Here is a 21,924-nt window from a genome sequence, read left to right on the forward strand (position 1 = left end):
ATTGACAAAGCATTAATTATATCTAGACTGTCAACGAAGTTGGCGGTCTTTTTTTTATAAAGGAGGAAATGAATAGTGTCAAAAAGATCTTGTAGCTGCGATAAAGATTATGACTCAAAAAAAGGTTATGACTATGATAAAAAAGGTCATGGCAGAGATTATGACTGGAGAGAGCATGAATGTAAATGTACTTGTGGGTGCGGCAAAGAAAGAGATTGCGTTGTTTGTAAAACAATGAGTCCATGTCCAAAGAAAATATTAGTAGAATGCGGTACTCCAGGTGGTATGATGCAGTTTAATTCAACTGGACAAATATTTACTGCTGCTTATGTAACTGTTGATACATCATGCTTCAGCAAACCTGTAACAGACATTTACTTTTCAAGCCAAGTCTGCTCAGAATTGAACCCAACGGCAGGATTAGATTCAACAACGATTGATGTAATTCAACAAGATGCTGAAGTAGTTCTTCTCTATGAATTAGTTTGCAGACGTAATGGTGGAAGCGAAATAACCATAGGTAGTTGGACATTCAGAAGATTCTTATCAGGAGGTTCTATTACATTAGTAACTTCAACAGGTGAAACTATTACTACTGAAGCACAGGACTTACAAACTTGTGATACATTTAGTTTTAATAAGTGCATCTGCTCATCGCCTTGCCAAGGATGCATTGATTACTTTGTAAGAGTAACTGCTCAATTAGTAAGTACAAACTCTGTTACAACACTTAGTAATGCAAATGCAACAGTAGCCATGGGACAACTTGTTGTTAAAATTCAAGAATGCTAATTTAATCACAATTGTCAAAGCATTAATTAGTTTAGACTGTCAACAAAGTTGGCGGTCTTTTTTTGAGGAAAATATTCTTTCTGTTACTTCAGATTCATTTAGTGCGAGAATAGCACGGATTCAAACTAAAAACATATTATATAGTATAAAATAGAGAAATTATACCCCAATCCTTATCCAACAATAGTTAATCTGCAAGATTTAGACAAATTATCTCTAATTTATTTATATACTACAATATTAATCGAAAGGAGGACTTTGAATGATATTACTAGAGTGTGGTGAAGGAACTGGTAGTAGAACTTTTATATCAGCTAAAGATATGCCCTTTCAATTAACACATGTCAATCTAGATACAAGCTATATAAATGGACAAGATGTATTAATTAAATTTTCTAGTTTAGTTCTTATGGAGGCATTCGTCAGTGGTGCAACTGTACGTTTGCAGTATGAGTTATTGAGAGTATGTGGTAATGAGGACCCCGTATCTATTGGAACTTGGATGTTTGAGGAGGTTGGGTCTGCACCTGTTGTATTTGAGAGCCAAGAAGAGTCCTTTAGTTTTATTTTTTGTGAGTCTATCAACTGTTCACAATGTTGTGAGTATTTTGTTAGAGTAACACCTCTTGAAATTACAGGAGCTACTACAACGGTGAGTAATGGTAGAATAGCGGCACTTTCTAATACTTTAAATGTAGAGCGAAGACTACCAAAAGCAAAAGATATCCTTTTGGTATGTGGACAAGAGAATGGCAGTGCAATTTTTAGACAAGCAACGGTGTCACAACCGCCTGTTAATGTAGCACATGTTGCAATTGATACCTCATGTTTAACAGGACCTAAGATTTTAATAGAGTTTTCCAGTGTTATAGAAAGTGCTTTTAGAGTACAAGATGTTCGACTGGAGTTTGAATTATTTAGAGTCTGTGATGACAAAGAAGCTCTATCTCGAGGGATTTGGACTTTTGAAAGGAAAAATACTGCTGTACCATCGGCCATAGATAATACCTTTACATTTGTCTTTTGCGATGATATACCTTGTACGGGTTGCTGTGAATATTTTGTTACAGTAAGAGCTATTGAGTTAATTGTAGGGGCTCCAGCCATTTATTTAGGTGTGACAGTCGATCATGCAAATCTAGTAGCTATAGCTCAATTATCAGATAGTGATGTCAGAGTCTATGGCAAAAGTATTGAGAATAAAGGTAAGAAAACGTTAATGGAATGTGGTTCAGGAACTGGTAGTAAAGTATTCACATCATCAAGTGATTCTGCTTTTCAATTGGCTCATACAACTATCGATACAACTTGTCTATGTAAGCCGATTGTGAACATTGAGTTTTCAAGTATTTTAAGCTTCCAACAGCTTGTGGATCAAGGAAGAGCTCAATTACGGTATGAACTATTTAGGGTTTGTGACAATAGAGAACCCATGTCCATAGGTGTTTGGATAGTTGGGTGGATAGACTTTCGTATTATAGATCGATCAACCGGTGTTTTTGACTTCACCTATTGTGATTGTAAGACTTGTGTAGGATGCTGTGATTATTTTGTAGAGGTTACACCCATTGAACTAACAGACGGGTTAATAACTGCCACTGTAAGTAATGGTAGAATGGCTGCATTGGCTCAATCATCTTGAAGTGAGTATAAAAATAATCAATAAATATAAAAGAATGGAGGTATATAAATGCCATACAATCAACATTATCAAGAGTATAAACCAATTAACTGTAAAGAGCAAAAAGTGTTTTTAGAATGTGGTCAAGGCTCAGGGAGTAAAACTTTTTTCTCAACTGATGATACTCCTTTTCAAATAGCTTTCGTTACTCTAGAGACCATAAGAATAAATAAAAAAGAAAATTTGATAAAGTTCTCTAGCTCAGTTAGATTAAATCGATTGGATGCTCTTTCGGGTGCTGTAAAGTTACAGTACGAGTTATTAAGATCATGTGATGGAGAGGAGGCAATAACCTTAGGTTCATGGATCTTTGAGAAATCTGATATTGCTAATAATAGATTTAATACCGTAGAGGAATCCTTCAATTTCGTTTTCTGTGATTCTTCAAAATGTGTGTATGAATGTAATTATTTTGTAAGAGTTACACCTTTGGAAATAACAAATTATACGGCTACTGTTAGTAATGGTAGAATAGCGGCATTGAGTCAAGTATGTCTTCATAGTGTGGATTACGATAATAAGAAATTTGATATCAATAGTACTATTGCTTGTGGAAAAGGGAATGGGGGCATTGTTTTTAAAGAAGATGGATTACGGTTAGCAAGCGATATAGCACATGTTTCTGTTGATGTAACAGGTTTAATGAAACCTAAAATCTTAATTGAATTTTCCAGCATAATTAAACTAGCAGAAGATATAGAAGATGTAATTCTAAGATTTGATTTATTGAGGGGATGTGATGAGGGAGAACCTGTATTACGAGGATCTTGGATATTTGAAGCAACAGACTCGGATATTTTGGTTAATAGAGCTTTTAGTTTTATATATTGTGATATTGAAGATATATCAGATTGCTGTGATTATTTTGTAAGGGTAACACCACTTGATATAAGTGAAGGAGGAGGGGTTGATGATGATGTAACAGTTTATAGTGCTAGAATGATTGCTGTTATTCAATCATCTAATGTATATCCAACCAAAGATCCTCTATTAAAGTGTACACAATCTAAAAACTTATTACTAGCATGCGGTACAAGCACTGGAAGTAGAACATTTACATCACAAAGTGATCAGACTTTTCAATTAGCTAATGTTTCTGTAGATACATCTTGCTTATGTAAGCCTATAGTCAATATTCAATTTTCAAGTCTAGTCAGTTATCAACTGGTAGGAGCAGGAGAGGACTTGGAGGCATCGATACAATTACGCTATGAACTGTTTAGAAAATGTGAGAATAAAAGAACCACTTCATTAGGAGTCTGGGAATTTGAGCGGACTGAAAACGGTGCTGAAAACATAGCCGGTACAGAAACATTTGATTTTGTTTACTGTGACCGTTCAGTAGATCCAGGTTGTTGTGATTATTTTGTAACCGTTACAGCTATTGAAATAATAGAAGGTACCGACATATTAAGTGTTGCTACAGTGGGGAATGGTAGAATAGCTGCCTTAGCAGAAGGAAAGGAGGTTCAATTTAAATGAGTGTAGATAGAGATTGTGATATACGACTTGTATGTGGTGAAGGGTCTGGAAGTAGAACATTTACATCATCTAATGAGACATCCTTTCAATTAGCTCATGTTACACTTGAAACAAGCTGCTTGGATAAAACAGAAGTATTAATCAAGTTTTCAAGTGAAGTTGTATTAGAGAAAGAAGCTGAGGGAGGCAGAACAGCTAGGTTAAAGTATGAATTATTTAGAAGCTGTGAGGGTGTAGAACCTACATGTTTAGGAACGTGGATATTTGAGAAAGAGGATTCTTTTAACACCAGACTTCGACGATTGGAAGAATCATTTAACTTTAATTACTGTGATCAGCAAAAGGTGACCGATTGTTGTGATTATTTTGTGAGTGTCACACCTCTTCAATTAATTAACACCTCAGCAATGGTGAGTAATGGACAGATGGCTGCATTAATATCATTAAAAGATGAAAAGAGAAGAAAGATAGAACCAAGAGATACTATACTGGTCTGTGGAGAAGGCAATGGTGGCGCTGTATTTAAAGAAAATAGCTTGTTCCTTCCAGTTGATATAGCCCATGTGTCAATAGATACTACTTGGTTAGATCAACCAAGTATCTTAATCGAGTTTTCAAGTATTATTAAGCTATCTGAGGATATTGTAGATACAATACTTCAATTTGAATTATTGAGAGTGTGTGGTGATAGTGAGCCAGTATCTCGTGGTCTATGGACCTTTGAAGTCGAGAACTCCCGAGAGTTAACCAACAAAACTTTTAATTTTATCTTTTGTGAATGTCAAGCCATATCCTGTAGTTGTGAATATTTTGTAAGAGTTATTCCACGAGTAATTGAAGAGTCAGGCACCGGGGTTAATGATGATGTGACGGTTTACAGTGCTGAGATGGTAGCAACAGCACAAGGAACCAAGATGTTTTTCAAAGACTATTTGAATAGAAGATTATTGCATAAAAAACAGAATGAAATAATGCTCATATGTGGAGACAGTAGTGGAAGCAGGACATTTACATCAGCTAGTGAACAAGCTTTTCAATTAGCCCATGTTACAATTGATAGCACTTTTTTATTTAAACCGATAGTAGATATTCAGTTTTCAAGTATTGTAAGTGCAAACGTGGAGAATTTGCTGGATGACGCTAATTCTGCTATACAATTACGGTATGAATTATTTAGAGTGTGTGATAATAGACAACCTCTTACATTAGGTGTATGGGAATTCGAATTGACTAATGGTGTTGGCAGCCAGAGGAATAGTACTACTGAGTCATTTGATTTTGTTTATTGTGATGAGATCATATGTAAAGGATGTTGTGATTATTTTGTAACGGTTACTGCGCTAGAAGTGACAGTAGGTACTGATGTACAAACTGTGGCAACAGTTGACAATGGTAGAATTGCTGCTATAGTAAGTTCTTCATGTTGTGATTAAGTGTGATCCAAATATAGAATAACCAATTGGAGGTTTAGATATGTCAAATAGTCAATACGTAGAATATATACCTTACCAACGAGAGAAAGGAGACATACTTTTAGAATGTGGTCTAGGAAGTGGAAGTAAAACCTTTACTTCAATTAATGATACGCCCTTCCAAATGGCAAGAGTTTCTCTTAATACTAGTTGTTTAGATAAACCTAGAGTTCTATTTAAGTTTTCCAGTTTAGTCCGAGTAGAAAGATTGAATTCTAACGGAACAGTTCGATTAAAGTATGAATTATTTAAAACTTGTAAAGGGGAATCCCCATTTTCACTGGGAACGTGGAATTTTGAAAAAATTAATATATCCGATTCTGATTTTTTAGATGTTGCCCAAGAATCGTTTAATTTTATTTTCTGTGAATGCAATAACTGTCCTGACTGTTGTGATTATTTTGTAAAGGTAACGCCTCTTGAAATAACTGATGTTAGAGTAACAGTCAGTGATGGCAGAATGGCTGCTATGGGTCAATCTGCTGAGGGTTGCATTTCACATGACTTCCAGGAGGATTATGTCTCTGAATATGTTAAACCAAAAGAAACCATATTATCTTGTGGACAAGGTAATGGAAGTGTTATCTTTGGAACAGAAGATGAGCCCCCGGTTCGAATTGCAAGTGTTGAGTTAGATACCGCATCTCTTTGTGAACCTACTGTTTTGATTGAGTTTTCCAGCATTATAAGCTATATCCATGAGGAAGTTCCCGCCGAATCAGTTAATTTTCAATTCCAGCTGTTTAGAAGATGTGGTAAAAGATCAGCAATTTCACTGGGGAACTGGATATATAATGTAGGAGCAATAAGTGGAGAAATTCAAACAGCTCAGGGATTTGGATTTACTTATTGTGAATGTTTGAGTTTTATTGGATGCTGTGAGTATTTCGTGATGTTAACACCTATTGAAGTACCTACAGAGGAGCAAGAATTTGCAATGATCAGTAATTCTAGGATGACTGCACTAGCTCAATCATCTAAATTGGAAAGTAAAAAATTAGTACAACCAAAGAGTGAACCTAAAAGAACATTATTGGAATGTGGAAGTGGCACAGGGAGTAGAACCTTTACTTCTTCTGATGACTCAGCTTTTCAATTAGCTCAGGTTACCATAGATACTAATAATTTATGTCAACCCAAAATCAATATCGAGTTTTCAAGTATTGTAAGTTTTGAAAGAACAAATTTTGATGGTCAGGAGTTAAATGCCTTACTTAGATATGAATTACTTAGAGTTTGTGAGGATGGTATTGAGGAATCGCAAGGCGTTTGGGCACTTGCTCGTATAGATCAGGATAGCATTCAGGTTACAGAATCATTTGATTTTACATTCTGTGAGCAAACAATATGTAATAGAGGATGTTGTACTTATTTTGTAAAGGTAACACCAATCGAAATAGAAGCGGCAGAGGTCACTGTTAGCAACGGAAGGATAGCTGTATTAGTACAAGAAGGTTACTAAACTAAGATTTATTAGAAATATAGTAATTTTGAATTAATTAGCATATAAAGCTATAAGTCAGTAAATGAAGACTTATAGCTTTTGGATTCTTAAAAGAGGTAGTCAACTATTTCATATTGATTTTTGATAACTGTCATGTTATATTGAAGATAATACACCGAAAGGAGATTCCGAGATGTTAAAAGGAAAAACCATTGTAATAGGTGTAAGTGGTGGTATTGCCGTTTATAAAGTTTGTGATGTGGTAAGCCGTTTAAAAAAGCTAAATGCTACTGTCCATGTCATCATGACTGAAGCAGCTACAGAATTTGTTGCACCCTTAACTTTTCAATCATTGAGTCAGCAACCAGTTGTGGTAGATATGTTTGAAAAGGTGGAGAAGTGGGATATCGAGCATATTGCTTTGGCTAAGGCAGCGGATATCTTTTTAGTAGCGCCAGCCACAGCTAATATAATTGGTAAAATGGCCAATGGTATAGCAGATGATATGCTATCTACAACAGTCATGGCTACAAAAGCGCCTGTTCTTGTAGCACCTGCTATGAATACCAATATGTACGACAATCCTATTGTTCAAAAGAATATTAAAAGTCTTAAAGAATTTGGCTATCAATTCATTGAACCGGAATCAGGAAGATTAGCCTGTGGTGATATGGGTAAAGGAAAATTAGCCGATGTTGATACAATAATCCAAGCAATAAATCGAGAATTAATAAAGGATCAGCCCATGAAAGGTCTTAAAGTTCTTATAACAGCGGGACCAACTAGGGAACCTTTAGATCCTGTACGCTATCTAACGAATCATTCTTCAGGAAAGATGGGTTATGCCATTGCAGAAGCAGCCGTCTTAAAAGGAGCAGAGGTTACATTAATATCAGGCCCTGTTACCCTAAGAGAACCTACTGGCTTAAAGGATTTTGTACAGATCCAAACAGCTGAAGAGATGTTTAGCATTGTTAAAGAAAACTTATCAGAGCAAGATATTATCATTAAATCAGCCGCAGTAGCAGATTATCGACCAAGATATTATCGTGATAATAAGATTAAAAAGTCCGATGAAGACTTAGAACTTCAATTAAATCGTAACCCAGACATACTAAAATGGATCGGTATGCATAAAGAAGACCACCAAATTATTGTGGGATTCGCAGCTGAAACCAATGATGTCATGGAAAATGGTATTAAGAAGTTAAAAGCTAAACAAACGGATTTAATTGTTATAAATGATATAACAAAAGCTGGGGCAGGTTTTAAGTCAGATACGAATAAAGTAACCTTGGTGCATAAAGATGGAAACGAAAAAAGTTATCCTCTAATGCCTAAAAAAGATTTAGCCCATATCATACTTGAAAATATTATTGATATCAGAAAAGATGGATAGAATAATAAAATATTATCGTTTATATCTGCTTTGATCCCATGGACAGAGACGGACAAGATACCTTAGGTGAAGTATACCCTTCTTGGACACTGTCTGTTCAAGGAGGGTTTTTTGATTGCAAGCTAGCAGGAGGTTCAATATGATTGGATTTATTGGAGCAGGACAAGTAGGGAAAACATTAGGAAGGTATTTTGCTAAGCATGGAGTACAAATTACTGGTTATTATAGTCGATCCTATGAATCAGCAAGTAAAGGTGCAGAACTCACTAAAAGTCAAGCCTTTAAAGAATTACGTGACTTAATTACTACATCACAGTTAATTATGATGACTATGCCTGATGATAGGATTGGTGATATGGCTGTACATTTAGGAAAGCTCAACCTTGACTGGAAGAGTAAAATAGTATGCCATACCAGTGGGGTTCACTCTTCGGCATTATTAGAACCCTTATTTCAACAAGGAGTTACCGTTGCATCTCTACACCCCATGTTATCTTTTGCTGATGAGGATTATGCATTAAAAGTATTAGGTCAAACACCACTTACATTAGAAGGAAAAGGTACTCAGATGAACGAATTAAAAAAGATATTGCAAGTTGTTCATCTAAAAGTGCGTGAATTAAAAACTGAACAAAAATCCCTATATCATGCTGCAGCCTGTATAGTATCCAATTATCTTGTTACATTAATGGATATAGGGATAGAATGCTTAGTTAAAGCTGGATTTGAACAACATTCAGCTATAGAACTTATAGAACCTTTAGCAACTGGTACACTGCATAACTTTTTAGAAAAAGGGTCTGAAGCAGCTCTAACAGGACCTATTGCTCGAGGTGATGTTGGAACAATAAGAACACATTTACAAGCTATTTCTAAAGAGAATAAACATATAGAAGAAATTTATCGTTTATTAGGTGAAAGCACCTTAAGCATTGTGCGTAAACAAAATCAATTAGATGAATACACTCTAGATGGTCTTAAGGAGGTATTACAAAATGAAAAAGGTAACAACAGAAACTATCAGAAGAATGAAAACGAAAAATGAAATCATAACCATGCTAACGGCATATGATTATCCAACAGCTGAAATTTTTGATGAAGCTGGGGTTGATATCCTATTAGTTGGCGATTCATTGGGCATGGTTGTTTTAGGATATGAGGATACCACAAGGGTAACCATGGCAGATATGCTCCATCATGTCAAAGCAGTAAGTAGAGGAAGTAAAAGAGCATTAATAGTAGCTGATTTACCATTTCTTTCTTATCACCTAGGGGTGTATGAGGCTGTTAGAAATGCTGGGCGACTCATACAGGAAGGAAAAGCTAATGCTGTTAAGCTTGAAGGTGGTAAAGAAGTATTAGACCAAGTGAAGGCTATCGTTAATGCAGGAATACCTGTTATGGGACATATAGGGCTTACCCCACAGTCCATCAATCAATTAGGTGGGTATTATATTCAAGGAAAAACAGAGGGAGAGGCTAAAAGACTCTTAGAAGATGCAAAAGAACTTGAGAAAGCTGGAGCTTTTGCAATTGTTCTTGAATGTGTACCTATGGAACTGGCTAAGATGATATCAGATGAAATTAGTATTCCAACCATCGGTATTGGTGCTGGTGTGAGTTGTAATGGTCAAGTGTTAGTCAGTCATGATGTCTTAGGGTTATACTCTCGTATGATCCCTAAATTCGTCAAACAGTATGCCGATATGAGAACTGAGATGCAAACTGCAACAAAAGCATATGTCAATGAAGTAAAGGATAAAAAGTTTCCAGCAGAAGAACATAGCTTCCACCTCAGTGATGAGGTTATTGGGAAAATATATGGAGGAGGGGAATAAATGCAAGTTTGTCAAGAGATTAAGAAATTAAGAAATCTTTTAGATCAATATCGTTATGATGGTAAGGCTATTGGATTTGTACCAACCATGGGCTATTTGCATAAAGGTCATTTATCCCTAATTGAATCATCAGCTAAGGAAAATGATATAACAGTATTGAGTATTTATATTAACCCAACTCAATTTGGACCTAATGAGGATTTAGATCAATATCCAAGGGACTTAGAAAATGATAAGAAATTAGCCGAAGAAGCTGGAGCAGATATAATATTTATACCAGATAATGAGATGATGTATAAAACTCATCATGCCACTTTTGTCAATGTTAATGGACTTACAAATCATTTATGTGGTGCTTCTAGACCAACACATTTTGAAGGGGTAACAACCATTGTCACAAAATTATTTAATATCGTTCAACCTAATCGAGCTTATTTTGGGCAAAAAGATGCTCAACAAGCTATTGTTATTAAGCGAATGGTTGAAGATCTTAACATGCCTTTAAAAGTAGTAGTTTGTCCGATTGTTCGAGAAAAAGATGGTTTGGCAATGAGCTCTAGAAATGCTTATTTAAGCAAGGAAGAAAGAAAACAAGCTACTATTCTGTATAAAGCTTTACAGGAAGCTAAATCACGGATTGAACAAGGGCAGCGTTCTGCCACCGAGATCAGAGACTTGATGGAGCAGATGATTCAAACACAACCAGCCGCTACAATTGATTATGTTAGTATAGTAAGTGAGAAAACACTAGAAGACATAGATGTATTAGAAGGTAAAATTCTTATAGCTTTAGCAGTAAAAATGGGTAAGACACGACTTATAGATAATCTTCGATTGGAGGTAAATTAATGTTAATTGAAATGATGACAGGTAAATTACACAAAGCACGAGTAACAGATGCTAACCTTAACTATGAGGGAAGTATCACTATTGACGAAGCATTGATTGAAGCTACAGGTATTTTACCTGGGCAAAAAGTGCAGATTGTTAACAATAATAATGGAGCTCGTTTTGAAACCTATGTGATTAAAGGAGAGAGAAATAGTGGAACTATCTGCTTAAACGGGGCTGCTGCAAGACTAGCTCAAAGAGAAGATGTAGTTATTATTATTGCTTATGCGTTGATGGATCGTGAAGAAGCAAAAGAGTTAGTTCCAAAAGTTGCTTTATTAGATGAACATAATAAGATAGTTAAGCATTTTTAGATTTGCAAACTATTATGATACACATAATCATATCTAATGAAGCCTTAGTGAACTAAGTTAGATTATAAGGATGAAATTTACAGTATAAAAGTTGTTGACATTGGAGAAATGCTATGTTAAATTATTAGAGGTAAATTAAACAAAAGATACCTCATCCCAAAAGATGAGGTAGAGGTGCGATATCTATCAGTAACTGTATTGAGGCCGGAAGCCTGTGAGGTATAGTGAAAGGAGCCATCGCCGAAGCTTTAGAAACCAACATCTAGAGCTGGGTCTACATCAAACAGGTGTAGGACTGTCATCAGGTTAGATGCCCATTACCTGATGGAGAGCTATCTCATATAGGGCTAAGAAGGGATAGGTATGTCTAGTATAGATCATATACACCTAATAACTCTTGTTAGGTGTTTTTTTAATGCCTCCCGTCTGTTCATTACCTAAAAGATAGACTCAATTAAATATATAACTCGAATATAAGAGGGAGGAAATAATCATGGATTTTGGATGGTTATCATTGTTACCGCCAGTAATTGCTATTGTGCTTGCACTTGTAACTGGTGAAGTATTATTATCATTATTCGTAGCTGTTTTCATTGGAGCTACAATTTTAGTTGGGGGTAATCCATTACTTGGATTTACTGAAACCTTAAACACACATATTGTTGGGTCACTTACGGACTCTTGGAATATTTCTATATTGATTTTCTGTTTATCCATCGGTGGACTTATTGGAGTCCTCAGCAAGAATGGTGGGACAAAGGGAATTGCTAATCTTATTGTTTCAAAAGCTAAAAATAGTCGGTCAACTTTATTAGCAACTTGGGCAATGGGTCTATTGATCTTCTTTGATGATTATGCTAACTCATTAATTGTTGGTAATACCATGAGAAGTATTACTGATAAGATGGGGGTTCCACGTGAGAAATTAGCCTATATTGTTGACTCAACTGCGGCACCTGTATCCAGTATAGCATTAATCTCAACTTGGGTTGGCTTCGAGCTAGGATTAATTAATGATGGGATTCAAGAAATGTCTCTTAATTTGAGTGCTTATGATGTTTTCTTAGATACACTCCCATATCGTTTTTATAGTATTCTAGCATTAATCTTTGTAGTCATCATTATCGTATCTAGACGTGACTTCGGTCCAATGGCTAAAGCTGAAAGAAGAGCTTCTAAAATGGGAAAACTCTTAGCAGACGGTGCCACACCATTAGTGTCTGATGAAGTCTCTTCAATGGATTCGGATATTGAAAACGGTAAGTGGTACAATGCCATTATTCCTATTATTTCTGTCATTGCAATTACCTTAATAGGTCTTTTTATCAATGGTGGTGGTCTGGACGGTGCAACAGTGAAACAAGCTTTTGGTGATGCTGATGCTAGTGTTGTATTACTTTGGGCTTCTTTTGGAGGATTGATCATAGCTGCTATTATGACATTAGTACAGAGACTACTTTCAATCAAAGAGATCATGGATTCATGGATTTCGGGTGTAAAATCCATGACCATTGCAGCACTTATTCTAGTATTAGCATGGTCATTAGGTGGTGTTAATGGAGAGTTAGGAACCGCTGAGTTTATAGTGGATCTTTCTCAACAAATTAACTTACCAGGATTTTTATTACCAATTATGATGTTTATTATCCCATGTATCGTTGCATTTTCAACAGGGTCATCATGGGGAGCTAATTCTATCGTTATGCCATTAGCCATACCTTTAGCTGTTCAAATTGGTGGACCAGAATTCCTAGTACCTGTTATCGGAGCTGTTTTAACAGGAGCTGTATTTGGTGATCATTGTTCACCAGTATCGGATACAACAATCATGTCATCTATGGCTAGTGCATGTGATCATATAGCACATGTCAAGACACAGACGCCTTATGCTTTAGTTGTTGCAGGTGTAGCCATTATTGTAGGATTCGTACCAGCTGGTTTTGGCTTAAATCCTTTTGTATCTTTATTCTTAGGCGTTTGCGCACTGATCGCTATTGTAATGTTATTTGGTGTAAAAGCCACTGATGAAAGTAAATCTACAAATAAGATTCGAGCATAATAGATTGAATTACCCAGCCTAGATCTCTTATAGATAGGCTGGGTTATTTTATATCATCATTTAATTCATTTTGACTATGTGAATATGACTCGAACTATAGTATAATCGAGAAGAATAAATAATACGAGGAGTGAAGACATGAGAATTGTAGTTCTAGGTGACTTTCATATGGACAAACATGATCAAAACACAACAGCTCAAATGATTGAAGATATCAACTCGGTGAAACCTGATTTAGTCATACCTTTAGGCGACTTTGGAACAAACAAAAACATAGGGTTAGTAGAGGGATTGAAAGAAGCTTTCCAACATTTATCTCATTTAAAATCTCCCATTAGACCCATTATAGGTAACCATGATCTCCATTTTGAAATGGGAAATTATATGATTGAAAAAGGAACATTTGCTAAGGCTTTTATGGAGACATTCAATCTTAGTTCCACTTACGATGTTTTAGAGTTTCCTTCCTATAGATTATTCTTTGTTTGCAATGATAAAATGCCAGAAGATATAGAATGCTTATGTGTCCAAGAATGTTATATTTCAGAAGAACAGTTGAGTTGGATCGAGGAAAAACTAATGGAACGACCCGGTATACCATGTCTATTTTTTTCTCATGCACCTATCGCCACTACTGGACTAAGGGATATACCTGAAGTTCATATTCGTTCAACCAATGCTTATCTTAACCAAAATTTTAATCCATTTAAATTAATGGAGTTAGTTAAAAATTATCCTGAAATTACTATGTGGTTCTCGGCTCATTACCATCTAGGTCACGATCATCAGGATGCTTATAGTAAAAGGAATGGTACACACTTCTTTACAACCGGAGTACATAGTCATCATACACGTGACGGTAATCGCCATAGCCGTGTAATTGATATACTAGATGATGCAATAATGGTATCTACATTGGATCATGTTAAGAGAGGGGTAAAAGAAGAGCCGGATTGGTTGATGAATAAATCCATTACTAATCTTATAGGTTCTCAACCCGAAATTCAAACACGAGTGAAACAGAATCTGAAGCTGCCATCAAGCAAAGAAGCAACGTTCATAGCTCATTGTAGATTAGGGGATGATCGATTAATAGAGGATGGTATGATGTCTTTTATAGATGACCGTTATTTACTGTTGACTGAGAAGGGATATCTATGGGATAGCAATATGGAGCATGGTTGTTTGATGGGGAGTTATCATGTAGGAAAAACATTGGATGCTGCTTGTGCCACAGAGGAATATATCATTAAAGCCCAATCAGGTAACTTAAGCTTTGCAAAAAGTAGAGATCCGAGAAAATATGTTAGAGATGTGAAAGCTGATTCTTTCGTTCATGTGAAGTCTCCAGGAAAGATAAGTGCTATACACGCCTTAACGGTTAGAGTTTTTGCTATTGGGATAAGGGATAGAATACATATCATTGAGTTAAGTAAGAAAGCTAAATGTCATCTAAAATCTGTTATGAAGATGGAATTTCTACCAGTAAGTATCAAGGGAGATAGCGAAGAACTGTATATCATAGATAGTAACCGTCACCTATTTAAACTTAATGTCCCTAAGGGAAATACCACTCAAATAAGTAGTAATGAAGTAAAAGCCATGGAGATGAAAAATGATGTTTTATTAACCATAGAGGATGATGGAGACAACCTATGGTTTGTGCGACGAAAGCAAGGAAGCATTGTAACTAAATCATCCAAGAATATTCACTTACCCGATAATGTAGTATTTAAGATTTTGAATGAGAACAGTGTTGTTATCAAAATTGATAATGGTATTTATCTATATGATTTTACAAATGAAAAGGTCACTATTACTGAACTTCTATCTGGAGATTTTGATTTTGGAGAAATACTTGTAGTTGAAAGTAATAATAAAAGGGTTTTGCTGACTGAGTTCAATGAAAGAGGTCATAAAGATAATACATATATCGGATCATGGGTATTTTAAGAATACATAGGCTATATAGAGAGTGTTAAGGACAGTATGAAACTGTCCTTTTTTTTGACCCTACTTTCCTGTATATACGTGCAGTTACTTTACTTATGTTGGTGAAAAGTATTACTTTTTTGTAAAAAAATATTGAAAAAATATTTAGTCGAAACTTGAAAGTGAACAAATGTGCAGTTTAATTCTAAAAAATAGTGAGAATATGTTCATAATCATTGGATATGTGCAATTATGTAATCATATGTTGTATACTTATAACATACAAAACAGCTTAGCAGTTAAAAACCTATAAAATTTTAACAAAATCAAAAGAATAACTAATAATAGAGTGATCTTATAATAAGTCATATTTAATGAGGTGGGAAAGAAGACATGAATATAACAAAAAAAGTAATAGGGCAACTTGAGAGAGCATATGCCACTGCCATTATGGATTTAAATGAAGAAATGCATTACATTATTGCCTCGGAGGGTGCAAACCAATGTAGAGCTTATAATGCCAGTACATTAGAACATACTATAGTATGGGATGGTCCAGGTGGAACAATGAACATCATCCCAGTTCCAGGTAAAGAAAATGAGTTTATTGCCACTCAAAAATTCTTACCAACCTTTAATGCTGAAGAAAGTAGAATTGTTCATGCAAAATTAACAGAAAAGGATCAATGGGTAGTTACGCCAATTATGACGATACCTTATCTTCACCGCTTCGATGTATTTCTTCTAGACGATGAGCTTCACTTTATTGGAGGTATACTATGCAATAGTAAGGCTTTTAAAGAAGATTGGTCAGATCCAGGTAAAATCGTCGTAGGTAAGTTTCACAAAGATATCTGTAAACCTTTTGACCTTCAAGTGGTATATGAAGGGATTACTAAAAACCATGGATTTTGTGCAACAACTTGGCAAGGTAAGAAAGCTTTTATGATTACAGGTGTTGAAGGTATTTTTGTTACCTATCCACCTAGTACTCCTACTGGACAATGGGAAATAGAACAGTTTTTTAATTTTGAAGTCAGTGATTGCGCCATTTGTGATATTGATGATGATGGAGAGTTAGAAATCGCAACGATTGAAAAGTTCCATGGTGATAAAGGAAAAATTTATAAGCAAATAGATGGTAATTGGAAAGTCATTTATGAACACAATTATGAATTTGGCCACGTCGTATGGGGTGGGAAAATTCTTGGTCAGTCAGCATTTATCATTGCCGGTAGAAAAGGTGATATGGAGATGATTATTTATACTGTTGGTGATAATGGGGAAATAAAGGAAACTCTAGTTGACAACACTGGTGGACCAAGTAATATTGCTGTGGTTAATCTAGAAGATAAAGACATTATTTTAGCTGCTAATCGTCAAATTGGTGAAGTAGCCATTTACGAAATCACTGATTAATGTAATTCATTATAGAGTTGGGGTTAAACTGGAGAATGTATGTCATGATAGACCTCCATGGGTAAGTAGCTTCATAAGCTAGGAGGACTATCATCAAATAAAATGTAGCCAGAAGGCTAAATAAATAGGGGGAAAAAATATGGAACTCATTTTACAAGGCTTTTTAAGTTTCATTAATAAGTTTTTAGGGCAAGCGCCATTGTTGCTTGGTACAGTTGTATTTATTGGTTACATGCTGCTTGGAAAGAAGTGGTATGAATCTTTAGCAGGTTTCATTAAGACATTCGTAGGTTTTAAGATTTTGCAAGTTGGTACAGGGGGCTTAGTTGCTACTTTTAAACCTATTATTACAACACTTTCAGAGAGATACGGTATTGAGGCATTGGTCATCGATCCATACTTTGGTCAGACTTCAGCTACAGAGTTTTTATCAACAGTTGATTCTTTAGCATTTGTTGGATATGTCATGATGATAGCTTTTGCATTTAATATTCTTTTAGTAGCACTTAGAAAGTATACCAAGATTAGAACATTATTTATAACAGGACATATCATGTATCAGCAATCTGCGGTATTACTTTGGGCCCTTTACTGGGTAATTGAAGGTGCTGGCGGTCAAGCGGTATCCGTACCATTAATTTTGGTAACTGGATTATTGATGGGTACATATTGGTCAGTCATGTCCAACTTAATCATAGAAGCCACACAAGAGGTAACAGATGGTGCAGGATTTACTATTGGTCATCAACAAATGTTTGGTTCTTGGGTTGCTTATAAGATCGCAGGTAAAATTGGTAATAAAGAACACGACGTCAACTCTGTAAAAACAGCAGGCTTCCTTTCTATACTTAATGATAACGTTGTAGCCAATTCACTTATTATGACAGCTTTCGTTGGTACGATTATGATCATTCTTGGTAAAGACAGTTTCTCTTACAACACGGATAAGTATCTATTTGGTACTTACATTTGGGAAACATGTGCTTACTTTGCTGTATACATCACTATCCTTTTAACTGGTGTAAGAATGTTCGTAGCAGAGTTAACAGCATCATTCCAAGGTATCTCTGATAAATTATTATCTGGTGCTGTACCAGCTGTAGATTGTGCTGTTACATTTGGTTTCTCACCTCAAGCACCAACATATGGCTTTATCTTTGGTTTCTTTGGTCAGATGATTGCTATATTTACACTTATAATATTAAAAGCGCCTATACTTATTATTGCTGGCTTCATTTGCTTGTTCTTTGATAATGGTACTTTAGCTGTATTTGCCAACAAAGCAGGTGGAAGAAGAGCAGCTGCAATAATTCCATTCTGTGCAGGACTTATTCAAGTGTTTGGTTCAGCCCTTGTGCTTCACTTCCTTATTGGTCCAGCAGAGGTTATTGGATGGATGGGGATGTTTGACTGGGCAACATTATTTGCGGGAACGACTATCTTAACCAACTATTTAGGTATTATTGTTCCTATAGTATTAATACCATTACTTTTAATTATTCCACAGTTACAATACAAGCGTCATAAAGAAACTTACTTCACAACAATGAGAGATAAATAAGAGCACAAGACAAGAGATAAATAGGCTACCTTGAAATAGCCGAGGGAGCCTATTTTCATAAGCTAGGATGAACAATTGTGCAAAAGATATATGTGAAGCAATAGCTTGTTCATATTGTGAGAATAAGTTCAATTAAATATAAATGACTTAATCATAAGGAAAGAGGAATGTTTCATGATTCAAGGGTTTAAGTTAACAACAGATTATGTACAATTTTATGATAGTGTAGGCAGTTGGGAAGAAGCTATTCAGCTTGCCGCAAAACCTTTATTAATTGGAGGACAGATAAAACAATCTTATATTGATGGGATGATAGAATCTGTAAAAGAACATGGACCCTATATTGTTATTGCCCCAAATATAGCAATTCCCCATGCACGACCTGAATTAGGGTCTGTGGAAATAGGATATAGTGTCACATTACTACAGGAACCAGTATCCTTTACTGATGATGAAGAAAATAAGGCAAGATTATTAATCTCCTTGTCTTGTGTCGATGCTGATAGGCATTTGGAGATGCTACAGGCTATTGTTATGGTTTTATCTGATGAAAACAAGCAAGAAGCATTATTTAATGCAATGAATGCAGAAGAAGTATTAGAGATATTTAATACTTAGAACATAAATTTATAGTGGAATGGATGGTAGAAAAATGAGTAAAATTAATAATATTACTAGAGAAAGTTGGATTCTTAATACTTTCCCGGAATGGGGTAGTTGGCTAAACGAAGAAATTGAGGAAACGCAAGTAGAACCAGGAACATTCGCCATGTGGTGGTTAGGTTGTACAGGAATCTGGCTAAAGACTGAGAATAATACAAACTTATGTGTAGATCTATGGGTTAAATCTGGTAAGAGAACACATGGTGATGGCTTAATGAGAGAACAACACCAGCATCAAAGGATGATTGGGTGTGTGGCATTGCAACCTAATTTAAGAAACGTACCTGTGGTAATCGATCCATTTAAAATAAAAGAAATTGATGCTGTCTTAGCTACCCACGATCATGGGGATCACATTGACGAAAATGTAGCAGCTGCAGTATGTCAAAATACGGATAATACAATTAAGTTCATAGGTCCTAAGGCATGTGTTGAATTATGGAGAAGTTGGGGTGTTCCAGAAGAGCGTCTTGTTACTCTTTCACCAGGGGAAAGCTACAAAGTTAAAGATACAGAAATTGTTGCACTTGAGTCTTTTGATAGAACTGAACTGGTTACAGCACCTGCTGGGAAGACACTGAAAAATCAAATGCCACAAGAGATGGATGACCTAGCTCTCAATTATTTATTCAAAACTCCAGGTGGTACTTTATATCATAGTGGGGATTCCCATTATTCCAACTACTTTGCTAAACATGGTAACGAACATGAAATAGACGTAGCTTTAGGCTCATTTGGAGAGAACCCTAGAGGAATGACAGATAAGTTAACAGCTGAAGGTATTCTTAGAATGGCTGAATGTCTCAGAACAAAGGTTGTTATCCCAATTCATCATGATATTTGGACCAATTTTATGGCTGATCCTAATGAGATAATGACTCTATGGAATATGAAAAAAGACCGTTTGAAATATGGATTTAAACCTTTTATATGGCAAGTAGGTGGCAAGTTTACATGGCCAGATGATAAAGATGACATGGTATATATGTATAATCGAGGATTCCACGATGCATTTACCATTGAACCAGATCTACCTTTTAAATCATTGTTGTAGTCATGTATAGTATTTGAATTCAAAAAAATGGAGGAATTAATATGTTAAAAGTATTAGCTGCATGTGGAAATGGAATGGGTTCAAGTTTAATTATAAAAATGAAAATTGAGAAGGTCCTTAAAGAAATGGGTTATGATTGTGAAGTGCATCATGCTAGTGTTGGGCAAGCAAAATCAGATGCTAGAAACTTTGATTTAGTGTTAGTATCCCAAGTTTTTGTTAAGGAGTTTTCCAATGCCGGTAATGCAAAGGTTGTTGGCTTGGTTAATCTATTATCTGAACAAGAAATCAAAGAAAAAGTTGAATCAGCTCTTAGCTGATTGATGGGAATAGAGGAACGATTATGTATAAATTATGTGACAATCCATTAGGCATCTATGAGAAAGCTATTCCTAACAAATTTGACTGGGCTACAAAGATTAAAATTGCCAAAGCAGCAGGTTTTGAATTTATCGAAATGTCCATTGATGAATCAGATGAGAGGCTTTACCGATTAGAGTGGAGTAAAGAGAAACGGTTGTATATTAAAGAACAGCTTCACAAAAAAGATATGTATATTAACTCCATCTGTTTAAGTGCACATCGCAAATATCCATTTGGGAGTAAGGATGAGAAAGTACGTCAAAAAGCTTATGTTATTATGGACAAAGCCATTGAACTGGCAAAAGATTTAGGGGTTAGAAATATTCAGTTAGCAGGTTATGATGTTTACTATGAAGAGTCTGATGAAACAACTAAGAAGTATTTTCTAGAAGGGCTTCAATATGCTACAAAGAAAGCAGCCAGTGCTAATATTATGCTATCTATCGAGATAATGGATACACCATTTATAGGTACTATTACGAGATGTTTAGAATATATAGAGATGATTAATTCACCTTGGTTACAGATTTATGCAGATGTAGGTAATTTAAGCCAGTGGACTAGTGACCCTTTCATAGAACTTGAAAAGGGAATTCATCATATTATTGCAATTCATCTTAAAGATACAAAACCGGGACAGTTTAAATGTGTACCATTTGGTGAAGGAACGGTGGACTTTGTCAGAGTTTTTAATAAGCTCAGTGAACTAGATTTTAAAGGTCCTTTCTTAATTGAGATGTGGGCAGATAATACAAAAGATATTACTTTTGAGGAGAGCGTTGCTTATATAGAGGATGCAAAGAATCATTTAATAGAAAAGGCAGGTGAGTTGTTTAATGTTGGATAAAAGAATTGACCTGTTAAAAGAAGAGGTTTTTGAAGCCAATATGGAGTTGGTGAAACAAGGGTTAGTGATTTACACTTGGGGAAATGTAAGTGCTATTGATCGAGAGTCTGGATTAGTGGTCATTAAGCCAAGTGGTGTTAGCTATGAAGAAATGAGTGCAGGAGATATGGTGGTACTTGATCTTGATGGGAACATTGTCCAAGGAACAAAAAGACCATCCTCAGATACGAAGACCCATTTGGTACTTTATAAGGCTTTTGACACTATTCAAAGTGTTGTGCATACGCACTCAGAATGGGCAACATGCTGGGCACAAGCTGGCACGGGGATACCTTGTTATGGTACAACACATGCAGATTATTTCTATGGTCAAGTGATTTGTACAAGAGAACTGACCGATATAGAAATAGAACAAGATTATGAATATAATACAGGATTAGTTATGATTGAAACGCTTCAACAGAACAATTTAAACCCTTTAGAGTTACCCGGTATGTTAGTTTCTAATCATGGTCCATTTAGCTGGGGAACAACGCCTAAGGATGCAGTACATAATGCCAAGGTACTTGATGAGGTGGCTAAAATGGCTTATCGTACTGAAATAATAAGTAATAGAATAAAGCCTATTAAAGAAACGCTATTAAATAAGCATTATTTGAGAAAACACGGTAAAAACGCTTATTATGGACAATAAATTAAATAGATCACAACAA

The 21,924-nt window shown here is 35.5% G+C and carries 19 protein-coding genes and 1 riboswitch; all 19 genes read left to right on the forward strand.

The window, feature by feature from the left end:
- Positions 1 to 75: 75 nt before the first annotated feature.
- Positions 76 to 792: a DUF4489 domain-containing protein gene (locus C1Y58_RS00135; RefSeq protein ID WP_105613964.1), complete on the forward strand. Its 717-nt coding sequence runs from the start codon at positions 76 to 78 to the stop codon at positions 790 to 792.
- Positions 793 to 1,054: 262 nt separating this feature from the next.
- Entirely contained in the window at positions 1,055 to 2,434 is a 1,380-nt protein-coding gene (locus C1Y58_RS00140; RefSeq protein ID WP_105613965.1) for a DUF4489 domain-containing protein, read from the forward strand.
- Positions 2,435 to 2,482: 48 nt separating this feature from the next.
- Positions 2,483 to 3,955, forward strand: a complete 1,473-nt coding sequence (locus tag C1Y58_RS00145) for a DUF4489 domain-containing protein (RefSeq protein ID WP_105613966.1) — start codon at positions 2,483 to 2,485, stop codon at positions 3,953 to 3,955.
- Positions 3,952 to 5,388 (forward strand): DUF4489 domain-containing protein, encoded by a 1,437-nt coding sequence (locus C1Y58_RS00150; RefSeq protein WP_105613967.1) that lies wholly within the window; start codon positions 3,952 to 3,954, stop codon positions 5,386 to 5,388. Before C1Y58_RS00145 ends, C1Y58_RS00150 begins: the two co-directional genes overlap by 4 nt.
- A 40-nt stretch (positions 5,389 to 5,428) precedes the next feature.
- Complete coding sequence (locus C1Y58_RS00155; RefSeq protein ID WP_105613968.1) at positions 5,429 to 6,889, forward strand: DUF4489 domain-containing protein; 1,461 nt, start codon at positions 5,429 to 5,431, stop codon at positions 6,887 to 6,889.
- Between the two features lie 175 nt (positions 6,890 to 7,064).
- On the forward strand, positions 7,065 to 8,270 hold the full coding sequence (coaBC, locus tag C1Y58_RS00160) for a bifunctional phosphopantothenoylcysteine decarboxylase/phosphopantothenate--cysteine ligase CoaBC (RefSeq protein WP_105613969.1): 1,206 nt from the start codon (positions 7,065 to 7,067) through the stop codon (positions 8,268 to 8,270).
- A 139-nt stretch (positions 8,271 to 8,409) separates the two neighbouring features.
- Positions 8,410 to 9,315 carry a Rossmann-like and DUF2520 domain-containing protein gene (locus C1Y58_RS00165; RefSeq protein WP_105613970.1) on the forward strand — a complete coding sequence of 302 codons (906 nt, stop codon included), beginning with the start codon at positions 8,410 to 8,412 and terminating at the stop codon, positions 9,313 to 9,315.
- The gene (gene panB / locus C1Y58_RS00170; protein ID WP_105613971.1) at positions 9,266 to 10,108 is read left to right on the forward strand and encodes a 3-methyl-2-oxobutanoate hydroxymethyltransferase; all 843 of its coding nucleotides are present in this window, start codon (positions 9,266 to 9,268) and stop codon (positions 10,106 to 10,108) included. The genes C1Y58_RS00165 and panB overlap by 50 nt, the downstream gene beginning before the upstream one ends.
- Positions 10,109 to 10,957, forward strand: a complete 849-nt coding sequence (gene panC, locus C1Y58_RS00175; protein ID WP_105613972.1) for a pantoate--beta-alanine ligase — start codon at positions 10,109 to 10,111, stop codon at positions 10,955 to 10,957.
- Positions 10,957 to 11,313 carry an aspartate 1-decarboxylase gene (gene panD / locus C1Y58_RS00180; protein ID WP_105613973.1) on the forward strand — a complete coding sequence of 119 codons (357 nt, stop codon included), beginning with the start codon at positions 10,957 to 10,959 and terminating at the stop codon, positions 11,311 to 11,313. The genes panC and panD overlap by 1 nt, the downstream gene beginning before the upstream one ends.
- A 161-nt stretch (positions 11,314 to 11,474) precedes the next feature.
- Positions 11,475 to 11,656, forward strand: a riboswitch (Lysine riboswitch).
- 150 nt (positions 11,657 to 11,806) lie between these two features.
- Complete coding sequence (locus tag C1Y58_RS00185) at positions 11,807 to 13,372, forward strand: Na+/H+ antiporter NhaC family protein (protein WP_105613974.1); 1,566 nt, start codon at positions 11,807 to 11,809, stop codon at positions 13,370 to 13,372.
- 138 nt (positions 13,373 to 13,510) lie between these two features.
- Positions 13,511 to 15,325 carry a metallophosphoesterase family protein gene (locus C1Y58_RS00190; protein WP_105613975.1) on the forward strand — a complete coding sequence of 605 codons (1,815 nt, stop codon included), beginning with the start codon at positions 13,511 to 13,513 and terminating at the stop codon, positions 15,323 to 15,325.
- A gap of 372 nt (positions 15,326 to 15,697) precedes the next feature.
- On the forward strand, positions 15,698 to 16,723 hold the full coding sequence (locus tag C1Y58_RS00195) for a hypothetical protein (RefSeq protein WP_105613976.1): 1,026 nt from the start codon (positions 15,698 to 15,700) through the stop codon (positions 16,721 to 16,723).
- A gap of 139 nt (positions 16,724 to 16,862) precedes the next feature.
- Entirely contained in the window at positions 16,863 to 18,284 is a 1,422-nt protein-coding gene (locus C1Y58_RS00200; protein WP_105613977.1) for a PTS ascorbate transporter subunit IIC, read from the forward strand.
- Positions 18,285 to 18,458: 174 nt separating this feature from the next.
- Entirely contained in the window at positions 18,459 to 18,902 is a 444-nt protein-coding gene (locus C1Y58_RS00205) for a PTS sugar transporter subunit IIA (RefSeq protein ID WP_105613978.1), read from the forward strand.
- A gap of 34 nt (positions 18,903 to 18,936) precedes the next feature.
- Positions 18,937 to 20,001 carry an L-ascorbate 6-phosphate lactonase gene (gene ulaG, locus C1Y58_RS00210; RefSeq protein WP_105613979.1) on the forward strand — a complete coding sequence of 355 codons (1,065 nt, stop codon included), beginning with the start codon at positions 18,937 to 18,939 and terminating at the stop codon, positions 19,999 to 20,001.
- A 41-nt stretch (positions 20,002 to 20,042) separates the two neighbouring features.
- The gene (locus C1Y58_RS00215; RefSeq protein WP_105613980.1) at positions 20,043 to 20,321 is read left to right on the forward strand and encodes a PTS sugar transporter subunit IIB; all 279 of its coding nucleotides are present in this window, start codon (positions 20,043 to 20,045) and stop codon (positions 20,319 to 20,321) included.
- 23 nt (positions 20,322 to 20,344) lie between these two features.
- Complete coding sequence (locus tag C1Y58_RS00220) at positions 20,345 to 21,211, forward strand: L-ribulose-5-phosphate 3-epimerase (protein ID WP_105613981.1); 867 nt, start codon at positions 20,345 to 20,347, stop codon at positions 21,209 to 21,211.
- A complete protein-coding gene (locus C1Y58_RS00225) occupies positions 21,201 to 21,905 on the forward strand; it encodes an L-ribulose-5-phosphate 4-epimerase (protein ID WP_105613982.1) in 705 nt (234 codons plus the stop codon). The genes C1Y58_RS00220 and C1Y58_RS00225 overlap by 11 nt, the downstream gene beginning before the upstream one ends.
- The last annotated feature ends 19 nt before the right edge of the window (positions 21,906 to 21,924 follow it).

Source organism: Vallitalea okinawensis (assembly GCF_002964605.1).
Taxonomy (GTDB): domain Bacteria; phylum Bacillota; class Clostridia; order Lachnospirales; family PQDH01; genus Vallitalea_A; species Vallitalea_A okinawensis.

What these genes read in the sequence shown, in the direction of transcription:
- C1Y58_RS00140 (WP_105613965.1), top strand. Translation starts at nt 1,055, where the DNA reads ATGATATTACTAGAGTGTGGTGAAGGAACTGGTAGTAGAACTTTTATA.
- C1Y58_RS00145 (WP_105613966.1), top strand. Translation starts at nt 2,483, where the DNA reads ATGCCATACAATCAACATTATCAAGAGTATAAACCAATTAACTGTAAA.
- C1Y58_RS00150 (WP_105613967.1), top strand. Translation starts at nt 3,952, where the DNA reads ATGAGTGTAGATAGAGATTGTGATATACGACTTGTATGTGGTGAAGGG.
- C1Y58_RS00155 (WP_105613968.1), top strand. Translation starts at nt 5,429, where the DNA reads ATGTCAAATAGTCAATACGTAGAATATATACCTTACCAACGAGAGAAA.
- coaBC (WP_105613969.1), top strand. Translation starts at nt 7,065, where the DNA reads ATGTTAAAAGGAAAAACCATTGTAATAGGTGTAAGTGGTGGTATTGCC.
- C1Y58_RS00165 (WP_105613970.1), top strand. Translation starts at nt 8,410, where the DNA reads ATGATTGGATTTATTGGAGCAGGACAAGTAGGGAAAACATTAGGAAGG.
- panB (WP_105613971.1), top strand. Translation starts at nt 9,266, where the DNA reads ATGAAAAAGGTAACAACAGAAACTATCAGAAGAATGAAAACGAAAAAT.
- panC (WP_105613972.1), top strand. Translation starts at nt 10,109, where the DNA reads ATGCAAGTTTGTCAAGAGATTAAGAAATTAAGAAATCTTTTAGATCAA.
- panD (WP_105613973.1), top strand. Translation starts at nt 10,957, where the DNA reads ATGTTAATTGAAATGATGACAGGTAAATTACACAAAGCACGAGTAACA.
- C1Y58_RS00185 (WP_105613974.1), top strand. Translation starts at nt 11,807, where the DNA reads ATGGATTTTGGATGGTTATCATTGTTACCGCCAGTAATTGCTATTGTG.
- C1Y58_RS00190 (WP_105613975.1), top strand. Translation starts at nt 13,511, where the DNA reads ATGAGAATTGTAGTTCTAGGTGACTTTCATATGGACAAACATGATCAA.
- C1Y58_RS00195 (WP_105613976.1), top strand. Translation starts at nt 15,698, where the DNA reads ATGAATATAACAAAAAAAGTAATAGGGCAACTTGAGAGAGCATATGCC.
- C1Y58_RS00200 (WP_105613977.1), top strand. Translation starts at nt 16,863, where the DNA reads ATGGAACTCATTTTACAAGGCTTTTTAAGTTTCATTAATAAGTTTTTA.
- C1Y58_RS00205 (WP_105613978.1), top strand. Translation starts at nt 18,459, where the DNA reads ATGATTCAAGGGTTTAAGTTAACAACAGATTATGTACAATTTTATGAT.
- ulaG (WP_105613979.1), top strand. Translation starts at nt 18,937, where the DNA reads ATGAGTAAAATTAATAATATTACTAGAGAAAGTTGGATTCTTAATACT.
- C1Y58_RS00215 (WP_105613980.1), top strand. Translation starts at nt 20,043, where the DNA reads ATGTTAAAAGTATTAGCTGCATGTGGAAATGGAATGGGTTCAAGTTTA.
- C1Y58_RS00220 (WP_105613981.1), top strand. Translation starts at nt 20,345, where the DNA reads ATGTATAAATTATGTGACAATCCATTAGGCATCTATGAGAAAGCTATT.
- C1Y58_RS00225 (WP_105613982.1), top strand. Translation starts at nt 21,201, where the DNA reads ATGTTGGATAAAAGAATTGACCTGTTAAAAGAAGAGGTTTTTGAAGCC.